Raw genomic sequence first — 19,711 nt, 5'->3', positions numbered from 1 at the left:
CGGTGCCTGGGTCGAGAGTATCTAAGCACGTGCCGAGGTTGCAGAAAAGGCCAGCCGACCGGGAGGTGTGGCCATCCGGAGACACTGACAACGGCTGCCCCTTGACCGTATGATCGGTTGCAGGGTCGCAGCCACTCGCTTAGCTTTGTGGCTGTACCCCGATCATCACCCGACGTGGAGTTCGGCAATGAGTCTCAAAGTGGACAGGGACAGCATGGCATTCACCTTCAAGGGGGGGATGCTGCCGATGACGGTCATGGAGCTGACCAGCGCCGATCCCGAGCGCATTCGCGAGCAGCTCGCGGGCAAGCTCAGCCAGTCGCCGGCCTTCTTCCAGCATACCCCGGTCGTTCTCAACGTCGAGAAGCTCGATGAACCGCACCTGGCCCTGGAGCGCATCTGCGCGGTGTGCCGGGCCCACAAGCTGCTGCCGGTGGCGGTGCGCGGCGGCCCGGACCCGGTCAAGCAGTCGGCCTGGGCCCTGGGGCTGGGCTGGTTCCCGCCCCAGGAGGCCTCGCGCCCGCGCTCCCTGGAGAGCGTCGCCGGCGACGGCGATACCGAGATGGCCGAGCCGCCCGAGCCGGCAGGGGAGGCCGTGACCCCCGATGCGCTGGCCGGTACCACGGCGGGCGGCCGCATCTACCGCGGCACGGTGCGCTCCGGGCAGCAGGTCACCGCGCCCGAGGGCGACCTGGTGGTGGTGGGGGCGGTCAATGCCGGCGCCGAGGTGCTCGCCGCCGGCAGCGTGCATGTCTATGGAGCCCTGCGCGGGCGTGCCCTGGCCGGTATCCATGGTGATCCCCAGGCCGGCATCTTCTGCCGGGAGCTGCATGCCGAGCTGCTCTCGGTGGCCGGTAACTACAAGCGCCTCGAGGACATCGACCCGCGCCTGCTGGGTACCACCGTCCAGGTCCGGCTGAGCGATGACCAGCTCGGCATCACGCCGCTGGCCTGATGCCGGCGACCGGCGTGGCAGCCGCGCTGGCACCACCATTCCCTTTCATCATCACAAGACAGGATGCGACACTTGGCCAAGATCATCGTTGTGACCTCCGGCAAGGGTGGGGTCGGCAAGACAACCAGCGCAGCCGCCATCGCCACAGGGCTGGCGCTGCGTGGCAAGAAGACCGTGGTCATCGACTTCGATGTGGGGCTGCGGAACCTCGACCTGATCATGGGTTGCGAGCGCCGCGTGGTCTATGACCTGGTCAACGTGATCCAGGGCGAGGCGGGGCTGAACCAGGCGCTGATCCGCGACAAGCGGGTCGACAACCTGCACATCCTGCCGGCCTCCCAGACCCGCGACAAGGATGCCCTGACCCAGGAGGGCGTCGAGAAGGTGCTCGATACCCTGAGCAAGGACTTCGACTTCATCATCTGCGACTCCCCGGCGGGCATCGAGCGCGGCGCCCAGCTGGCCATGTACTACGCCGACGCGGCGATCGTGGTCACCAATCCCGAGGTCTCCTCGGTGCGCGACTCCGACCGTATCCTCGGCCTGCTGGCCTCCAAGACCCGGCGCGCCGAGCGCGGCGAGGACCCGATCCAGGAGCACCTGCTGATCACCCGCTACAACCCGGGCCGGGTCGACCTGGGGGACATGCTCAACCTGGAGGACATCCGCGAGATCCTGGCCATCGACCTGCTCGGCCTGATCCCGGAGTCGGAGGCGGTGCTGCGGGCGTCCAACCAGGGGGTGCCGGTCACCCACGATGACAACAGCGATGCCGGCCAGGCCTATGCCGATACCGTGGCGCGCCTGCTGGGCGAGGAGGTGCCCTTGCGCTTCCACGAGTACCAGAAGAAGAGCCTGTTGAGCCGCATGTTTGGAGGAGTCCGCCGGTGAAGTTGCTCGATTTCCTGAAGCGAGAGCGCAAGAAGTCCGCGTCGGTCGCCAAGGAGCGGCTGCAGATCATCGTGGCCCATCAGCGCACCCAGCGGGGGCAGCCGGATTACATGCCGCTGCTGGAGAAGGAGCTGCTGGAGGTGATCCGCCGCTACGTGCAGATCGACGACGATGCGGTGAACATCACCCTCGACAGCGAGGACAACTGCTCGGTGCTGGAGCTCAACGTGACCCTGCCCAAGGCCTGAGCGCGGTCCCTGAGCGTCTCCCGGGTGACGGCCCGTCGGCTGAGTCGTCCGCGGGGCTGTGCTAGGCTGGGGCCCGTGAATCCACGCCCTTCGGAGAGCTCCCGACCATGGCGCAGTCCCCCGCCGCCCCGCAGTCCTTCCTGTGGCACGACTACGAGACCTTCGGCGCCGACCCGCGCCGCGACCGCCCCTCCCAGTTCGCGGCCATTCGCACCGATGCCGACCTCAACGAGATTGGCGAGCCCCTCGAGCTCTTCTGCAAGCCGGCCGATGACTTTCTGCCCCATCCCCAGGCCTGCCTGATCACCGGCATCACGCCCCAGCAGGCCCGTCGCCGCGGCCTGCCCGAGGCCGAGTTCGCCGGCGTGGTCGAGGCGGCCATGAGCGAGCCGGGCACCTGCGCACTGGGCTACAACAGCCTGCGCTTCGACGACGAGGTGAGCCGCCACCTCTTCTATCGCAACCTGCTCGACCCCTATGCCCGGGAGTGGCAGAACGGCAACTCGCGCTGGGATCTGATCGACGTGGTGCGTGCCTTCCATGCCCTGCGCCCCGAGGGCATCGAGTGGCCGACGCGCGACGATGGTGCGCCGAGCTTCAAGCTGGAACACCTCACGGCCGCCAACGGCATCGCCCATGCGGGGGCCCATGATGCCCTGGCCGACGTCCGCGCCACCATCGCCCTGGCGAGGCTGCTGCGGGAGCGCAACGGCAAGCTCTTCGACTACCTGCTGGGGCTGCGCGGCAAGCGTGCCGTCGCCCGGCAGCTGGACCTGCCCGGGCGCAAGCCGGTGCTGCACATCTCGCGCCGCTACCCGGCGAGTCGTGGTTGCAGCGCCTTGGTGATGCCGCTGGCCGAGCACCCCTCCAACCCCAACGGGGTGATCGTCTTCGACCTCTCCATGGATCCGGCCCCGCTGCTGGAGCTCACCCCGGAACAGATCCGCGAGCGGGTCTTCGTCAGCAACGACGACCTGGCGGAGGGAGCCGAACGCATTCCGCTGAAGGTGATCCACCTCAACAAGTGCCCGGTGCTGTTCCCGACCAGCGCCCTCAAGGACGTGGCAGGGCCGCACAAGGGTGAGTATGGCGCGATCGTCGAGCGCCTGGGGCTTGACCTGGCTGCCTGCCGCGAGCACTGGAAGCAGCTGTCGGCCCGACCGGAAGTGGCTGCCCGGGTCGCCGAGGTGTTTGCCGCGCCGCCTCCCGAGCCGCCGCATGACCCGGACCTGATGCTCTATGCCGGGGGTTTCTTCTCGCCGGCGGACCGCCAGCAGATGCAGCGGGTGCGCGAGACCGACCCCTGGGACCTGGTGGGGGCACGCTTCGCCTTCCAGGACCCGCGCCTCGAGGAGATGCTGTTCCGCTACCGGGCCCGCAGCTATCCGGAGACCCTGGAGAGCGAGGAGCAGGCGCGCTGGGAGGCCTTCCGCTGGGAGCGCATGAACGACCCGGCCATCGCCGGCCTGACCCTCAAGGAGTTCGCCCGGGAGATCGAGCGGCTCAACAGTGTGCCGCTCTCCGACCGTGACCGGCAGATCCTCGAGGAACTGGTGATGCACGTGGAGGCGATCATGCCGCCCCAGGCCTTCGACTGACCTCAGGGGGCATCGCGATGCCAACGACAGTGCCCGGCCATCGGCCGGGCACTGTCGTGTCGGCGGGTCAGTCGTGGTCTTCGGGCAGCGGCTTCAGGTGATGGCTCAGGGCGAGCACGTCGCTGGGCTCGTCACCCGGGTCGAAGCTCACCCGCGCCACGGCCTCCTCGCGCAGTTCCGGCCAGCCCTCGCGCAGCTCCTCGGCCGTCACGGCCAGGGCCCGCTCGGCGAGACGGCGGTGGCGGTCGAAGGCGATGTCACCGTAGGCGAGCGCGCGCCACAGGCGATTGGTGCGCCCCGAGAGGCTGGTGTCGCGCTGCATCAGCTCGTCGTGCACGGCCTGGCGATAGGGCGCCAGCTCCTCGTCGTCGAGCGCCTCGAGCCGCCCGGCGAAGTCGTCCAGGAAGGCATCGATGCGCTCCTGGATTGCCTCGCTTGCGGTATCGGGAGACTGCACCAGCAGGCTGATGCCCGGGGCATCCAGCATCGGCGAGTAACCAGCGTTGACCACATAGCCGAGCTGTTCCTCGGTGCGCAGGCGCTGGTAGAAGGGAGTCTCCAGCAGCTGGCCCAGCACCGCCAGGCGCGCCTGACTGGCCAGCGAGCGGTCCGGCCCCTGGAGGTAGCGCAGCACCAGCGACTCCTCCCGGGTGGTGGTCGGTGTCAGTGCGGGCAGCTCATCCGCCTGCAGGGGGACGAGGTCCGGGATCTCGTCGTCCGCAAGGGAGGGGGAGAGCGCCTCGGCGACCTGCCTTGCCTCGCGCTCGGCGAGCGCGGCGTCGAGGTTGCCCACGGCCATGGCCTCCAGGCGCAGGTCGGCCAGGAAACGTTCGCGGAAGTCGCGCAGGTCCTCCACGCCGAGCTCGCGGCTGGCCTCGAGCAGGGCATCGGTAGGCCACTGGGGGCGTACCAGGGCCTCGGCCAGGGTGCGATGGGCCTGCCGGTAGAGGGCGTCCTGGGGCGCGTTGCGCCATTCGCGCTGCAGGCGGTAGTGCACCCGGTCGAAGCTTGCCGCGTCGATCTCGCCCTCCTGCAACTGGTCGAGGACCCGGGCGATCAGGCGGTCCTGGCGGTCCCGCCAGCCGGAGAACGACAGGGTGATGCCCCGGGCGTGGGCATAGGCCTCGAAACCATGGCCGGCCAGCCGTGCCGGGTAGAGGGTCTCGTTGAGGCTGTCGCCGAGCCAGCCGGCGAGCAGCCGGGATAGCGCCGCCTCGCGGGCCTCACGGCTGGCGGCGGGGTGCTGCAGGCTGAAGCGCCACTCCACCTTGGGGGTGTCGAAGCTGGCATCCGCCTTGTACCAGAAGCTGAAGCCCGGCACCTCGATGCGCTTCTCGGGGACCTCGTCGTGACGGTCGAGCAGCTCGAGGTCCTCGGCGATGTAGGGGTTGGGCTCGGGCAGGGCGAGGCCCGCCAGCGGCTCGGCTTCGCCTGTCGCCTCGACCTCGCGCCAGGGGGCGTCGAACCAGGGCGAGACCTTCTCGCCCTCCACCTCCGGGCCGCTGTAGAGCCGCAGCATCCTGTCGGGCCGCAGGCCGTCGAGCCAGCGCGTGATCTGGTCGCGATCGAAGCCATCCATGCGGTAGGGCGCGACGTTGACGTCCTTCAGCGGGTAGCGTGACAGGTTCATGGCCAGCCGCATGGCATCGCCCTGGGGCGAGCCGTGCTGCTGGAAGCGGAACTGCTGCTCGGCCAGGCGCGCCTGCTCCTCGTAGCGCCATTCCGCCAGGCCGGCCTCGCGGATCCGCTCGATGGTGGCGAACAGGCTTTCCTGGATGCGGTCGAGCCGCTCGGCGCCATCCGGCGTCAGGCTGATGTCCACGGCGAACAGCGCATGGCGGCCGTCGCCGCGGGTCACCCCCGCGGAGAGGCCGTCGGCCCAGCCCGCCTCGCGCAGCACCGCGAGCAGGCTGCCCTCGCCCTCGTGGCCGAGCAGGTTGGCCAGGTAGTCGGCCGGCTTGTGGCGATAGGCCTCCTGGGGGTCGGGCACCGGGAACAGGAAGCTGACCCGCTGGCTGTCGCGCACCGACTGCATCTCGGCGGCGCGGGGCAGGGTCTGTGCCGCCACCAGTGGCGCCTCGATGACCGGGCGGGAGAGGCCGCGGTCGGGTACCTCGGCGAAGCGCTCGGTGACCATGGCCTCCAGCTCATCGAGGGACTGGGGGGCGACCACGGCCAGGTGCATGACGTTGGCACCGTAGTGGTTCTCGTAGAAGTCGATCACCCGCTCGCGCAGGCTCGGCTCGCCTGCGGGGCGGTCGGCCAGGGTCTCGCGACTGCCCACCGAGAAACCGGTGGTGGGGTGCTCGGGATTGAGCAGCTGGTCGAGCACGTCCTGGGCGCGGCGCCCGTCGTCGCGGATGCGCGCCTGGTACTCGGAGTGGACCACGTTGCGCTCGCTCTCCAGGCGGTCGGCATTGAACAGTGGGGCAACGAAGAAGCGGCTGAACCGGTCCAGGGCGCCGGCCAGGGCGTCCGGCTCGATGTCGAAGAAGTAGTTGGTGTCATGGGGGGCGGTGAAGGCATTGTGGCTCCCCCCATGGCGCGACAGGTAGGCCTGGTAGGCATCCGACGCCGGGTAGGCATCGGTGCCCAGGAACAGCATGTGCTCGAGGAAGTGGGCCAGGCCGGCCAGGTCCTCCGGGTCCTGGGCGCTGCCCACGCCGACGTTCAGCGAGGCGGCGGCCTGGTCGGCCTCGGGGTCGCTGACCAGCAGCACGCTCAGGCCGTTGTCGAGGGTCAGGGCACGGTAGTCGCGGTCATCGTGTGGGCTGACCCGCGGCGAGACGACCTCGTCGACGGTCGCCGCTGGCTCGGGTGCCTCGGCCCGGGCGGCCAGGCCCGTGATCAGGGTCGCGGCCACGGCAAGCCAGGCGAGCAGGCGGGCCGGTTGGCGCAGGGGGGCAGGCAAGGGCTGTGTCATCATCGCTCCTGTGGCATGGGCTGGCGCAGCATGGGCCCGGTGGGATGGGCACAGGCCGGATCCTGGTTAGCGGGATCATTCACTCGTCTTGATACCGGAAAGGCGCCCAACAGTTCCCCGGGAGCGGGCACAAGCATCGATTGCGCCTCGGCCACCGGGGTCTGCGGGTCGAGCCAGCGCCTCGCGCCCTCGGGGGAGATCACCGCCGGTAGCCGGTCGGTGAGCGGGGCGAGCAGCGTCCCGGTGGGCACCGTGATCAGCGCCATGGAGTCATTGTACTCGCTCAGGGTGGTATGGAAGCGGCACCAGAGCCCTGCCAGCAGCAGCGGGCCGCGGTCGACGCGGGTCACCAGGAAGGGCTGCTTGAAGCGTGGCTGCGGCTTCCACACATAGATGCCGCTCGCCGGGACCAGGCAGCGGCGCGCGTCGAAGGCCTCGCGGAACATGGGTCGGGTCGTCAGCGCTTCGGCCCGGGCGCAGTGGGGCGCATGGTCGAGCACCTTCAGCCAGGGGGGCGTGAGCCCCCAGAAGGCGTTCACCAGGCGCAGCCGGCCCCCTTCCAGGCGCACGATCGACAGGGGGCGACGCGGGGCCAGGTTGGCGCCGGTGATCGGGGTGGTCTCGGCGACCATGTCGGGCAGCAGGCGCTCGAGCTCGAGGGGGGCGATGTGCAGTCGGCCGGCCATGGGGTCTCCGGGGTGGTGGGGCGACAGGGTAACCAAGTCGACCTGACGAGAAAAGCGGCGAACGGGCGGCGATCCTGGCGCCGGCTTGCATCGTCATCCGTGTGGGATATCCTGTCGAAAACAGTGTTCGATGAGGGTATCCTTGTCGCCCGACCCGCGATGCCTGCCACTATCCCTGCGAGGAACCCGATGGCCCGTCCCAGACAGCATGCCCCCGAGGCACTCCATGCCCAGGTCATGGCCGCATGTGATGCCTGGCTGCAGGAGCACCCGGCCCACACGCTGTCGCTGCGTGCCCTCGCCCGGGAGGTGGGCTGTGCGCCGAGCACCCTCCTCAAGCTCTACGGCAGCTTCGGCAACCTGCTCCAGCACGTCAACATCGAGACCCTGGCGCGCCTGCGCGGGGTGATCGAGCCGCTGCTCGCCGATATCGCCCCCGAGGAGCGGCTCAAGGCGCTGGCCAGGGCCTACTGGCAGTTCGCCCGCGAGGATGCCTACCGCTGGCAGCTGCTGTTCGACTACCCCCTGGCCCAGGAGGGGGAGCTGGACCAGCGCCAGAACGAGATGATCGAGGGTCTCTTCCTGCGCGTGGAGGCGACCCTCAAGGAGTACCAGCCGGCGCTGGACGACCTGGAGGCACGGCGGTTGAGCCGCACCCTCTGGGGCAGTGTCCACGGCCTGGTCCAGCTGGGGCTCAACGAGCGCCTGGGGTACTGGCAGGGCGAGCCGCTGGAGGTGGGCGAGCTGCTCGACCAGCTGCTCGCCACCATCCTGGCGGGCCTCAGGCACGCGCCCGGCGTGACGTGATGACCCCCTGGCTGTGGGGGGTCACGGGCCTGGCGATGGTGGCGGGGAGCTGGCGACTGGCCAGCGCGCCCCGGCCCTTCCTGCGCTGGCTGGTCTTCCTGCTGGTCCACCTCGTCTACCGGCTGCGCTTCCGCGGTCGCCACCACATCCCCCCGCGTGGCCCGGCCATCGTCGTCTGCAACCATGTCAGCTTCATGGATGCCCTGGTGGTGGGCGGGGCGAGCCCCCGGCCGCTGCGTTTCCTGATGGACAAGCCGATCTACGAGTCGCCCTGGCTCAACTGGCTGTTCCGCCTGGTGGGGGCCATCCCCGTGGATGCCGACCGTCGCGACCCGGGCAGCGTGCGTCGTGCGCTGATCGAGGTCAGCCACGCGCTGCGCCAGGGCGAGGTGGTGATGGTGTTTCCCGAGGGGCGCCTGACCTCGGACGGCGAGGTGCACCCCTTCCGCCGTGGCCTCGAGCTGATCCTGGCCCGGGATGCGGTGCCGGTGGTGCCTGCTGGCCTCGCCGGTCTCTGGGGATCCTGGACCTCGCACCATGGCGGCAAGGCACTGACCAAGCCGCCTCGCCGGTTCCGGGCGAGGGTGGCGCTCTTCTTCGGTGAGCCCCTGCCGGCCGGCGAGGCGAGCCGGCGCAACGTCGAGGCCCGGGTGCGTTCGCTCAAGGCCGAGGCCGATGGCTGGGCCGACAGCGCGCGGAGGTAGGCATCAGCCGAGTCGAGCGGGGCGCCGTGTCGGCTGCCAGCAGCGTGCCGCGGTAATCAGGTTGTCACGGACCTCGAGGATCTCCATGCGCACGTTGCCGATCTGCAGGCAGGCCGGTCCGTCGGGAAAGGACTCCAGGTGCTCGAGGATCACCCCGTTGAGGGTCTTGGGGCCGTCCGTGGGCAGCTGCCAGCCCAGCGCCTTGTTGATGTCGCGGATGTTGGCGGTACCGTCGATGACGTGGCTGCCGTCGTCCTGCAGGTGGATCTCCTGGTCCAGGCCCGCCACGTCGGTGGTGAACTCGCCGACGATCTCCTCGAGGATGTCCTCCAGGGTCACCAGCCCCTCCACGTCGCCGTACTCGTCCACCACGATGCCGATGCGCCGCTTCTGCTTCTGGAAGTTGAGCAGCTGGGTGTGCAGCGGGGTGGACTCGGGGATGAAGTAGGGCTCGCGGGCCTCCTGGACGATGGCGGCCTTGGTCACCTCGCCGCGGGACAGGAAACGTGCCGCGTTGCGCAGGTGGAGCATGCCGATGATGTTGTTGATGTCGCCCTTGTAGACCGGCACCCGGGTATGCTGGCTGGTGCGGATGCGGGCCAGGATCTCCTCCAGGTCGTCGTCCAGGTCGAGGCCCATCACCTCATGGCGCGGCACCATGATGTCGTTCACGGTGACGTTCTCGAGGTCGAGAATCGACAGCAGCATCGCCTGGTGACGGCGCGGGATCAGGGTGCCGGCCTCATGCACCACGGTGCGCAGTTCGTCGCGGGTCAGGTTGTCGGTTTCGCCGTCGATGCTCTTCACGCCGAGCAGGCGCAGCAGGCCGTTGGAGATGGCGTTGACCAGCCATACCAGGGGGTAGAGCAGCTTGAGCAGTGGCTCGAGCACCAGCGAGGCGGGATAGGCGATGCGCTCGGGCTTGACCGCGGCATAGGTCTTCGGCGTGACCTCGGCGAAGATCAGGATCACGATGGTCAGCACCAGGGGGGCGATGGCCGGGCCCGTGACCTCGCCGAAGAAGTGGATGGCCAGTACGGTGGCGATGGCGGCCGCCAGGTTGTTGACCAGGTTGTTGCCGATCAGGATCACGCCGATCAGCCGGTCCGGCCTGGCGAGCAGGCGCATCACCCGCTGGGCGCGTGACTCGCCGCTGTTCGCCTGGTGGCTCAGGCGGTAGCGGTTGATCGACATCATCCCGGTCTCGGAACTGGAGAAGAAGGCGGAAAGACAGACGAGCAGGAACAGCAGGCCGAACAGCAGTCCCAGCGGGAAGTCGTCACTCAAGTCGAAGGATCCTCAAAGGCGTATCAGGCTCGAGTTGTAGGGGGTCGGTCATGCGGTGTCAAGGCGAGTGCCGGCGTCAGCCGCGGTCGAGCAGGATCTCCAGCACGAACTTGCTGCCGAAGTAGGCCAGCAGCAGCACCAGGCAGCCGCCCAGGGTCCAGCGGACCGCCCGCATGCCTCGCCAGCCCAGCCGGTGGTGGCTGAACAGCAGGGTGGCGAAGATCACCCAGGCGGCCAGCGAGAGGATGGACTTGTGGGCCAGGTGCTGGGCGAACATGTTGTCGATGAACAGGAAGCCGCTGACGATCGACAGGGTCAGCAGGATCATGCCGGCCCAGATCAGCTCGAAGAGGATCCGTTCCATGGTGGTCAGCGGCGGCAGCGACTGGACCACGCCGCGGATGTGGTGATGGCGCAGCGCCTGGTTCTGGACGCCGAGCAGGACTGCCTGGATGGCGGCGATGGCCAGCAACGCGAATGCCAGCGCGCTGCTCAGGGCGTGCAGGGCGATTCCCGGGGTCATGCCGGTCCCGCGCTCGGGGCTCGGCAGGCCGACCGCCAGCAGCAGGGTCAGGCCGGCCAGCGGCAGCAGCCCGGTGGCGACGTTGAGGACCGGCTTGACGAGGCTGACCACAAGCAGCACCAGCACGGCCAGGCCACTGGCCAGCACCGCGCTGGTGGAGAGCCCGGGCAGCAGGGAGTCACCTCGGGCCAGCAGGGTGGCGGCCAGGGGCAGGTGACAGAGCAGGCCGAGCAGGCTCAGTCCGCGCACCAGCATGGCGCGCGGCGGCACCCGCCGAACCAGGGTCAGCCCCTGCCAGGAGGCGGCACCGAGGTAGAAGATGAAGGCCATGACGGCAAGTGATAGCGGCTGCATCGATCGCTGTCCGTGCGCCTTCGCCAGCGCCTGGTGAGATGGAATGGAGCCGCTACTATACCGAATCCACCGGGCCGCGCACAGCCGGCGTCGCGCCCCGCGAGGGCGGCGAATGCCCGTCATGCATGGAGACTGGCGGCTACAGGGCGTATAATTTTCGACCATTGCAGGGAGCCCCCGGTCGGTGCCGGGTCGGCTCTCCGGCCATCGTTCGTGGAGAGGCCCATGTTCCAGAATCTCAGCGAGCGTCTGTCGCAGACGCTCAAGTCGGTCAAGGGTCAGGCGCGCCTGACAGAGGACAACGTCAAGGACACGCTGCGCGAGGTGCGCCGGGCGCTGCTCGAGGCCGACGTGGCCCTGCCGGTCGTCAAGGCGTTCATCGACCGCGTGCGCGAGCGTGCGGTGGGGCAGGAGGTCTCCCAGAGCCTCTCTCCGGGGCAGCAGTTCGTCAAGATCGTCCAGCAGGAGCTCGAGGCGATCATGGGCGAGGCCAACGAGGGGCTGACCCTCAAGGGCACCCCGGCCGTGGTGCTGATGGCCGGCCTGCAGGGGGCGGGCAAGACCACCTCGGTGGCCAAGCTGGCGCGCTACCTGCGCGAGCGCGAGAAGAAGAAGGTGCTGGTGGTCTCCGCCGACGTCTATCGGCCGGCAGCCATCGACCAGCTCGAGACCCTGGCGAAGGAGGTCGAGGTCGACTTCTTCCCGTCGCGCTCCGACCAGCAGCCTGTCGCCATCGCCGAGGCGGCGATCAAGCATGCCCGAATCCAGTTCCATGACGTGGTGATCGTCGACACCGCCGGCCGCCTGGCGATCGACGAGGCGATGATGGCCGAGATCCAGGCGCTGCATAAGGCCGTGGTGCCCGACGAGACGCTGTTCGTCGTCGATGCCATGACCGGCCAGGACGCCGCCAATACCGCCAAGGCCTTCCACGAGGCGCTGCCGCTGACCGGGGTGATCCTCACCAAGGCCGATGGCGACGCCCGCGGCGGTGCGGCCCTCTCGGTGCGCCATATCACCGGCAAGCCGATCAAGTTCATGGGGGTGGGCGAGAAGGTCGATGCCCTCGAGCCCTTCCATCCGGATCGCGTGGCCTCTCGCATCCTCGGCATGGGCGACGTGCTGTCGCTGATCGAGGAGGCCGAGCGAACCGTCGACAAGAAGAAGGCTGAGCAGCTGGCCAAGAAGGTCAAGAAGGGCCAGGGCTTCGACCTCGAGGACTTCCGCGACCAGCTCCAGCAGCTCAAGAAGATGGGCGGCATGGGGGGCCTGATGGGCAAGCTGCCGGGCATGGGCCAGATGGCCGAGATGGCGCAGGGCCCTGGCCCCGAGAAGGAGCTGGGCAAGCTGGAGGCGCTGATCAACTCCATGACCCCCCAGGAGCGGCGCAAGCCCGAGATCATCAATGGCTCGCGCAAGCGGCGCATCGCCGCCGGTGCCGGCCTGCAGGTGCCCGACCTCAATCGCCTGCTCAAGCAGCACAAGCAGATGCAGAAGATGATGAAGAAGGCGGGCAAGAAGGGCGGCATGCAGAAGATGATGCGTGGCATGTCCGGCATGATGGGCGGCGGTGGTCCCGGCGGCCCCGGGGGCATGGGCGGTCCCGGCGGTATGCCGTGGCGCTGAGCCGGCCCGCGGCGGGGCGCTCCCTGCAAAAAGGTTTCCAAGTCGGGCGGTTTTCCGTAGAATGTCGCGTCTTCACTGGCAGGACCGCGATCGACGCGGCCATCGTCGTGACCGAATGACCCGAAGCCGGGCCGTCGGCCCGCTTCCCGTAGCAGATTGTCGAGGGCCAGCAGGGTATCGGCACCTCGGCCGAAACATCCGCAACTTCAACCGAAGGATAATCAACGCATGGTTACCATTCGTCTGGCACGTGGTGGCGCCAAGAAGCGTCCCTTCTACCACCTCACCGTGACCGATTCCCGCAAGTCCCGTGACGGCCGCTTCATCGAGCGCCTGGGCTTCTTCAACCCGGTGGCCCGTGGCCAGGAAGAGCGCCTGCGCGTCGACCTGGAGCGCATCAGCCACTGGCAGAGCCAGGGTGCCCAGCTCTCCGCCCGCGTCGCCGAGCTGGTCAAGGAAGCCCGCAAGCAGGCCTGAAGGGCCTGACTTGCCGGCAGCAACGGTCCAGGGGTCGTCGATGAGCGAACACGCGCAAGCGCAGCCCGCCGACGATCATGTGGTGCTGGGCACGTTGACCAGCCCCTATGGCGTCAAGGGTTGGCTGAGGGTGTACTCGTACACCAGCCCCATGGAGGGCATCCTCGACTACGCGTCCTGGGTGCTGCGCCAGGGGACGACGCTGACCCGGATGGGCGTCCTGCAGGGACGTCGCCAGGGCAAGGGCCTGGTGGCCCGGCTCGAGGGGGTCGACAGCCGCGAGGCGGCCGAGGCCCTGGCTGGCGCCGAGATCCTGCTGCCCAAGGCGGAACTGCCCGCGCTCGATGCTGATGACTACTACTGGTATCAGCTGGAAGGCCTTCGGGTGGTGACCCGCGAGGGGCTGGCGCTGGGACAGATCGCCTATCTCTTCGAGACCGGCGCCAACGACGTCCTGGTGGTCAAGGGCGAGGTCGATGAGGGCATCGAGGCTCGCGAGCGGCTGCTGCCCTACCTCCCCGGCGAGGTGGTGCTGGACGTGGACCTCGAGGCCGGCGTGATGACCGTCGACTGGGATCCGGAATTTTGACGGAAACAGTTTTGACGGATACAGCCCCGACGGAAACCGGTTCGATGACCTACGATTCGGCGGCTGCCGGGCAGGCGGCCAGCATGTGGGTCGGGGTGGTCTCGCTGTTTCCCGAGATGTTCGAGGCGATCACTCGCCATGGCGTCACTGGCAGGGCGGTGGAGAAGGGGCGCATCGCGCTCGAGTTCTGGAACCCCCGGGACTTCGCCACCGACCGGCATCGCACCGTGGATGACCGCCCCTATGGCGGTGGCCCGGGGATGCTGATGAAGGTCGACACCCTGCGCGCGGCCATCCACGCCGCTCGCGAGCGGGCCGAGGCGGCCACCGGGACGCGGGCGAAGGTCATCTACCTGTCGCCCCAGGGGCGCCGCCTGGACCAGCGGGGCGTGCAGGAGCTGGCGTCGGGCCCACCCCTGGTGGTGGTGGCCGGGCGCTATGAAGGCATCGATGAGCGGGTGGTGGAAGCCGACATCGATGAGGAGTGGTCGATCGGCGACTATGTGCTCAGCGGCGGCGAACTGCCGGCCATGGTGCTGATCGATGCCGCGGCAAGGCTGGTGCCCGGGGTGCTGGGCCATCAGGATTCCGCGGTCGAGGACTCCTTCAACGACGGACTGCTGGACTGTCCGCACTACACGCGCCCGGAGGAAGTCGACGGGCGGCGGGTGCCGGAGGTCCTGCTCAGCGGCCACCATGGCGCCATCCGGCGCTGGCGGCTCAAGCAGTCCCTGGGACGGACCTGGCTCAGGCGTCCCGACCTGCTGGAAGGCAGGACGTTGAGTGGCGAGCAGCGCGAGCTGCTCGAGGAGTTCATCGAGGACTACGCGCTGTCCACGAGGTAGGACAGGGCGGAGGTGCAGGACGCCATGCCCCGCAGCGGGCCCGGTGGACCTGTGTCACCAACGGCATTCCCGCGCTCTCGAGCTCGACTCGGGCGCCGGGATCACGGTTCGCCGGCAACCCAAGCCGACCGGCGGATCAGGTTATCAAGGAGTCAATGTCATGAGCAGCAAGAACAAGGTGATCCAGGCGCTCGAGAGCGAGCAGATGAGCAAGGAAGTCCCGGCCTTCGCCCCCGGCGATACCGTGGTCGTCCAGGTCAAGGTCAAGGAAGGCTCCCGCGAACGTCTCCAGGCCTTCGAGGGCGTGGTCATCGGCAAGCGCAACCGTGGCCTGAACTCGGCCTTCACCGTGCGCAAGATCTCCCACGGCGTCGGCGTCGAGCGGACCTTCCAGACCTACAGCCCGCTGGTCGACTCCATCGAGGTCAAGCGTCGCGGTGACGTGCGCCAGGCCAAGCTGTACTACCTCCGCGAGCGCAGCGGCAAGTCTGCCCGCATCAAGGAAAAGCTGGCCTGAGGCAGCCGCCTCTGCCGGCCCGTGGTGCCGGGGCCCCAGGCCCCGCACCTCCCGCGAGACCCCGTCACCGCTGCCGCGGGGCGGGGTTTCGTGCTGCTGGGGCCTGACCGGGAGCCGTATGCAAGCCACCATGGATGCGGGCGCGCTGGTCGATGCCTTCCTCGACGGCCTGTGGCTGGAGCGGGGGGCGAGCGACAATACCCTGGCCGCCTATCGCCACGACCTGAGCGCCTGGCAGGCGCGCCTGGAGTGCGCCGACCAGAGGCTGCTGGCGCCGGCCGGCGGGGAGTTGCCGGCCTGGCTCGATGAGCGTCGCGAGGCCGGCTACAGCCTGCGCAGCAACGCCCGGCTGCTCTCCAGCCTGCGCGGTTTCTACCGCTGGGCGCTGGCAGAAGGGCTCGTCGACCAGGACCCGCTGGCCGAGGTGCGGCTGCCCCGGGTGCGCCCCTCGCTTCCCGATACCCTGGAGGAGGCCGAGGTGGAGCGCCTGCTCGCGGCCCCGGATCTGGCCACCGACCTGGGGCTGCGTGACCGGGCGATGCTCGAGGTCCTCTACGGGGCCGGGCTGCGGGTCAGCGAGCTGGTGGGGCTGACCACTGATGCGGTCAACCTGCGCCAAGGGGTGGTCCGGGTGCGGGGCAAGGGCGACAAGGACCGCCTGGTGCCACTGGGCGAGGAGGCCGTGGCGTGGCTGTCGCGCTACCTGCGTGGCGCCCGGGGGGCGCTGATGGTCGACATCACCCGGCCGGCGCTGTTCCCCGGGCGGGGCGACCGCTGCCTGACGCGCCAGGCCTTCTGGCACCGCATCAAGGCCCATGCGCGTACTGCCGGCATCGACCGGCCGCTGTCGCCGCATACCCTGCGCCACGCCTTCGCCACCCATCTGTTGAATCATGGGGCCAACCTGCGTGTCGTACAGCTGCTGCTCGGTCACAGCGACCTCTCGACCACGCAGATCTATACCCATGTGGCGCAGGTGCGACTGGAAGCCCTGCATGCCGACCATCATCCTCGAGGCTGACTCATGAGACGATCGACCCTTACCCTCGGCGGCGGACTGCTCGCCGCCTCCCTGGCCCTGCTGCCCGTCGCCCAGGCCGACCCGGCCGAACAGCTGGCCGAGACCCTCACGGTCAACGGCCAGTCCATGCCCGTGGAGCGCGTGCGCGAGACACCGCTGGAGGGCTTCTTCGAGGTGAAGCTGGAGAGTGGCGAGACCTTCTACAGCAACGCCGAGGGCAGCCACTTCCTGGTCGGCGACCTCTACGAGAACGGCGAAAACGGCCTGGTCAACCTCACCGAGCAGGGCCGCAACGCCGAGCGTAGCGGGCGTCTCGCCGCGGTGCCGGAGAGCGAACGGGTGGTCTTCCGCGGCCCCGGCGAGCCACGCGCCACCCTGATGGTCTTCACCGATACCACCTGCCCCTACTGCCGGCAGCTCCACGAGGAGGTGCCACGGCTCAACGAGCTGGGGATCGAGGTGCACTACCTGGCCTTCCCGCGCAGCGGCCTGGGCTCGCCGGGGGGCAGGGAGCTGCAGCAGGTGTGGTGTGCCGACAATCCGGCCGAGGCGATGTCCGCGGCCAAGCGCGAGGAAGCGCTGTCGGGTGCCGCCGACTGCGACAATCCGGTCGAGGAACAGTATCATCTGGGCATGGAGCTTGGCGTCCAGGGTACGCCGGCGATCGTGCTGCCCGACGGTCGCCTGGTGCCCGGCTATGTGCCGGCGGAGCGCCTGGCCGCCATGCTCGGCCTGAACGAGTGATGACCGACGTCGATGAACGTCGGCACGGCGGGCCCGGTCGGGCCCGATCCACGCTGAGACACACGCCAGAACGAGGGGAATGACATTGAAACCGGTGAGAGTGGGAATCTGTGGCCTGGGAACCGTCGGTGGCGGAACCTTCAACGTGCTGACACGCAATGCCGACGACATCGCCCGGCGGGCGGGACGTCCGATCGTCATCGAGCAGGTCGCCTTCCGTAGCCTCAATCCCGACTGTGACACCACCGGCATCCGGACCACCTCCGACGTCTTCGAGGTGGCCACCAACCCCGATATCGACGTGCTGGTCGAGCTGATCGGCGGCTACGACGTGGCCCGCGAGCTGGTGCTCACCGCCATCGAGCACGGCAAGCACGTGGTCACCGCCAACAAGGCGCTGATCGCCGTGCACGGCAACGAGATCTTCCGGGCCGCCCACGAGAAGGGGGTGATCGTCGCCTTCGAGGCCGCGGTGGCCGGCGGCATCCCGGTGATCAAGTCGCTGCGCGAGGGCCTGGGGGCCAACCGCATCGAGTGGGTGGCCGGTATCATCAACGGCACCGGCAACTACATCCTGACCCACATGCGCGACGAGGGGCGGGCCTTCGAGGACGTGCTCGCCGAGGCCCAGGCGCTGGGCTACGCCGAGTCCGACCCGACCTTCGACGTCGAGGGCATCGACGCCGCCCACAAGCTGACCATCCTCGCCTCCATCGCCTATGGCGTGCCGCTGCAGTTCGACAAGGCCTACACCGAGGGCATCTCGCGCATCACCGCCGAGGACGTGGAGCAGGCCGACAACCTGGGCTACGTGATCAAGCACCTGGGGATCTCCAAGCGTACCGAATCGGGCCTCGAACTGCGGGTGCACCCGACGCTGATTCCCAAGGAGCGCCTGCTGGCCAGCGTCCACGGCGTCAAGAATGCCATCGCGGTGATGGGCGACGCCGTGGGACCGACCCTCTACTACGGGGCCGGTGCCGGCGCCGAGCCCACCGCCTCCGCGGTGGTCGCCGACCTGCTGGACGTGGCCCGCGACATCGCCACCGACCACCACTACCGGGTGCCCTACCTGGCCTTCAGCGGCATCGGCGAGCAGGAGAGCGACCTGCCGATCATGCCCATGGAGGACATCATCACCGCCTACTACCTGCGGCTGCTGGCGGTGGACCGCCCCGGCGTGCTGGCGCGAGTGGCGACCATCCTCTCCGAGCAGGGCATCTCCATCGAGGCGCTGATCCAGAAGGAGGCCACCGAGGGCGAACTGGTGCCGATCATCCTGCTGACCCATCGTACCCGCGAGAAGCAGATGAACGAGGCGATCCGCCTGATCGAGTCGCTGGCCGACATCGCCGGCCCCGTGACGCGCATTCGGGTCGAGTCGCTGGACGAGCAGGAGTAAGCCATGCGCTATATCAGCACCCGCGGGCAGGCGCCCGCGCTCTCCTTCGAGGAGGTCGTGCTCACCGGCATGGCCAGCGACGGCGGCCTCTATGTGCCGGATGAGATCCCGACGCTTTCCCATGATGACCTGGCGGCCATGGCCGGGCTCTCCTATGCCGAGATCGCCTTCCGGGTCATGAAGCCCTACGTCAACGGCGAGATCGACGATGCGATCTTTCGCGGCATCGTCGAGGAGGCCTATGCCACCTTCAGCCACGATGCCGTGGTGCCGCTCAACCAGCTCGATGCCAACCACTTCCTGCTCGAGCTGTTCCATGGCCCGACGCTGGCCTTCAAGGACGTGGCGCTGCAGTTGCTCGGCCGCATCCTCGACCATTTCCTGCAGAAGCGCGGCGAGCGGGCCGTCATCATGGGGGCGACCTCCGGGGATACCGGCTCGGCGGCCATCGAGGGCTGCCGCCACTGCGACAACCTGGACATCTTCATCCTCCATCCCCACCAGCGGGTCTCGGAGGTGCAGCGACGCCAGATGACCACGGTGCTGGCCGACAACGTCTTCAATGTCGCCATCGAGGGCAACTTCGATGACGCCCAGGCGATGGTCAAGGCGAGCTTCGCCGACCAGGGCTTCCTCGACGGCACCCGGCTGGTGGCGGTGAATTCCATCAACTGGGCGCGCATCATGGCCCAGATCGTCTACTACGTTGCCTCGGCCGTGGCGCTGGGGGCCCCCCACCGGGCGGTGAGCTTCTGCGTGCCCTCGGCCAACTTCGGCAATGTCTTCGCCGGCTACATGGCCAAGCGCATGGGGCTGCCGGTGAAGCAGTTCATCATCGCCACCAATGCCAACGACATTCTGCACCGCACCCTGGCCGACAACGACTTCTCCAAGCAGGAGCTGGTGGCCACCCTGGCGCCCTCCATGGACATCGTGGTGTCCTCCAACTTCGAGCGGCTGCTGTTCGAGGCCTACGAGCGCGACGGGGCCTCTGTAAAGGCCCTGCTTGAGCGCTTCCAGAGCGAGCCCTCGGCGCTGGCCGAGGCGCCGCTGGCCAGGCTGCGTGAGTCCTTCGCCAGCCACAGCGTGGACGATGCCACCATCCTGGAGGTGATCCGCGAGGCGCATCACCGCACCCAGGAGATCCTCGACCCGCACACCGCCACCGGCTACCGTGCCGCCGAGCAGGAGCGTGCCGATGCCGCGACCCCGGTGATCACCCTGGCCACGGCCCACCCGGCCAAGTTCGCCGAGGCGGTGGTCAAGGCCGGCTTCCCGGGCGTGCCGTTGCCGCCGCACATGGACGACCTGCTGGAGCGCGAGGAGCGCTATACTGTGCTGCCTGCGGAGCTTTCCGCCGTGCAGCAGTTCGTGGCCGAGAACCGTCGCTAGAGCTGTAAGCCATAAGCTTGAAGCTTGAAGAAAAAGCCTGGTCGCTCCTTGTGGCAGATACAGGCTGTCTTCGAGCTTCGAGCTTTGAGCTTTGAGCTTGTGGCAGGATCCGCCCCGAGCGA

The 19,711-nt window shown here is 68.7% G+C and carries 19 protein-coding genes; 15 read left to right on the top strand and 4 right to left on the bottom strand.

Annotation, left to right across the window (positions count from 1 at the left end; genetic code table 11):
* Nucleotides 1-187 precede the first annotated feature (187 nt).
* The 4 genes from minC to sbcB all read left to right on the top strand — a co-directional run bounded on the left by minC (nt 188) and on the right by sbcB (nt 3,692).
* Complete coding sequence (gene minC, locus P8934_RS16220; RefSeq protein WP_278031942.1) at nt 188-955, top strand: septum site-determining protein MinC; 768 nt, start codon at nt 188-190, stop codon at nt 953-955.
* A 72-nt stretch (nt 956-1,027) separates the two neighbouring features.
* Complete coding sequence (minD, locus tag P8934_RS16215; protein WP_106231346.1) at nt 1,028-1,846, top strand: septum site-determining protein MinD; 819 nt, start codon at nt 1,028-1,030, stop codon at nt 1,844-1,846.
* Entirely contained in the window at nt 1,843-2,094 is a 252-nt protein-coding gene (gene minE, locus P8934_RS16210) for a cell division topological specificity factor MinE (protein WP_071944062.1), read from the top strand. The genes minD and minE overlap by 4 nt, the downstream gene beginning before the upstream one ends.
* Before the next feature lie 107 nt (nt 2,095-2,201).
* Nucleotides 2,202-3,692 carry an exodeoxyribonuclease I gene (gene sbcB / locus P8934_RS16205; RefSeq protein WP_278031941.1) on the top strand — a complete coding sequence of 497 codons (1,491 nt, stop codon included), beginning with the start codon at nt 2,202-2,204 and terminating at the stop codon, nt 3,690-3,692.
* 67 nt (nt 3,693-3,759) lie between these two features.
* Here sbcB and P8934_RS16200 read toward each other — a convergent pair whose 3' ends face one another.
* A complete protein-coding gene (locus P8934_RS16200) occupies nt 3,760-6,615 on the bottom strand; it encodes an insulinase family protein (RefSeq protein ID WP_278031940.1) in 2,856 nt (951 codons plus the stop codon).
* Nucleotides 6,615-7,301, bottom strand: coding sequence for an SOS response-associated peptidase (locus P8934_RS16195; RefSeq protein ID WP_278031939.1), 687 nt, complete (start codon nt 7,299-7,301; stop codon nt 6,615-6,617). Before P8934_RS16195 ends, P8934_RS16200 begins: the two co-directional genes overlap by 1 nt.
* Before the next feature lie 189 nt (nt 7,302-7,490).
* On the opposite strand from P8934_RS16195, the gene P8934_RS16190 reads away from it, so the two are divergent.
* Together P8934_RS16190 and P8934_RS16185 are read left to right on the top strand one after the other, a co-directional pair.
* Nucleotides 7,491-8,108: a TetR-like C-terminal domain-containing protein gene (locus P8934_RS16190; RefSeq protein ID WP_106231350.1), complete on the top strand. Its 618-nt coding sequence runs from the start codon at nt 7,491-7,493 to the stop codon at nt 8,106-8,108.
* On the top strand, nt 8,108-8,812 hold the full coding sequence (locus tag P8934_RS16185) for a 1-acyl-sn-glycerol-3-phosphate acyltransferase (RefSeq protein WP_278031938.1): 705 nt from the start codon (nt 8,108-8,110) through the stop codon (nt 8,810-8,812). The genes P8934_RS16190 and P8934_RS16185 overlap by 1 nt, the downstream gene beginning before the upstream one ends.
* A 3-nt stretch (nt 8,813-8,815) precedes the next feature.
* On the opposite strand, the gene P8934_RS16180 is transcribed toward P8934_RS16185, so the two are convergent.
* Complete coding sequence (locus tag P8934_RS16180) at nt 8,816-10,099, bottom strand: HlyC/CorC family transporter (protein WP_278031937.1); 1,284 nt, start codon at nt 10,097-10,099, stop codon at nt 8,816-8,818.
* A 76-nt stretch (nt 10,100-10,175) separates the two neighbouring features.
* Nucleotides 10,176-10,976 carry a cytochrome c biogenesis protein CcsA gene (gene ccsA, locus P8934_RS16175; RefSeq protein ID WP_278031936.1) on the bottom strand — a complete coding sequence of 267 codons (801 nt, stop codon included), beginning with the start codon at nt 10,974-10,976 and terminating at the stop codon, nt 10,176-10,178.
* A gap of 225 nt (nt 10,977-11,201) precedes the next feature.
* Here ccsA and ffh point away from each other — a divergent pair, with 225 nt between their 5' ends.
* From ffh to thrC, 9 genes are all read left to right on the top strand, one after another.
* Nucleotides 11,202-12,602 carry a signal recognition particle protein gene (gene ffh / locus P8934_RS16170; RefSeq protein WP_278031935.1) on the top strand — a complete coding sequence of 467 codons (1,401 nt, stop codon included), beginning with the start codon at nt 11,202-11,204 and terminating at the stop codon, nt 12,600-12,602.
* Between the two features lie 228 nt (nt 12,603-12,830).
* Nucleotides 12,831-13,079: a 30S ribosomal protein S16 gene (gene rpsP, locus P8934_RS16165; RefSeq protein WP_106231355.1), complete on the top strand. Its 249-nt coding sequence runs from the start codon at nt 12,831-12,833 to the stop codon at nt 13,077-13,079.
* Nucleotides 13,080-13,119: 40 nt separating this feature from the next.
* On the top strand, nt 13,120-13,668 hold the full coding sequence (gene rimM, locus P8934_RS16160; RefSeq protein ID WP_278031934.1) for a ribosome maturation factor RimM: 549 nt from the start codon (nt 13,120-13,122) through the stop codon (nt 13,666-13,668).
* An 83-nt stretch (nt 13,669-13,751) separates the two neighbouring features.
* Complete coding sequence (gene trmD, locus P8934_RS16155; RefSeq protein ID WP_278034052.1) at nt 13,752-14,513, top strand: tRNA (guanosine(37)-N1)-methyltransferase TrmD; 762 nt, start codon at nt 13,752-13,754, stop codon at nt 14,511-14,513.
* Between the two features lie 160 nt (nt 14,514-14,673).
* Nucleotides 14,674-15,030 (top strand): 50S ribosomal protein L19, encoded by a 357-nt coding sequence (gene rplS / locus P8934_RS16150; RefSeq protein WP_106231358.1) that lies wholly within the window; start codon nt 14,674-14,676, stop codon nt 15,028-15,030.
* Between the two features lie 118 nt (nt 15,031-15,148).
* Nucleotides 15,149-16,051 (top strand): site-specific tyrosine recombinase XerD, encoded by a 903-nt coding sequence (xerD, locus tag P8934_RS16145; protein WP_278031933.1) that lies wholly within the window; start codon nt 15,149-15,151, stop codon nt 16,049-16,051.
* Nucleotides 16,052-16,054: 3 nt separating this feature from the next.
* The gene (locus P8934_RS16140; protein ID WP_278031932.1) at nt 16,055-16,795 is read left to right on the top strand and encodes a DsbC family protein; all 741 of its coding nucleotides are present in this window, start codon (nt 16,055-16,057) and stop codon (nt 16,793-16,795) included.
* Between the two features lie 85 nt (nt 16,796-16,880).
* Nucleotides 16,881-18,197, top strand: coding sequence for a homoserine dehydrogenase (locus tag P8934_RS16135; protein WP_106231361.1), 1,317 nt, complete (start codon nt 16,881-16,883; stop codon nt 18,195-18,197).
* 3 nt (nt 18,198-18,200) lie between these two features.
* Entirely contained in the window at nt 18,201-19,589 is a 1,389-nt protein-coding gene (thrC, locus tag P8934_RS16130) for a threonine synthase (RefSeq protein WP_278031931.1), read from the top strand.
* The last annotated feature ends 122 nt before the right edge of the window (nt 19,590-19,711 follow it).

The organism is Halomonas sp. CKK8, from assembly GCF_029625235.1.
Taxonomy (GTDB): Bacteria; Pseudomonadota; Gammaproteobacteria; order Pseudomonadales; family Halomonadaceae; genus Halomonas; species Halomonas ventosae.
This window is presented reverse-complemented; position numbering and strand designations above follow the sequence as displayed.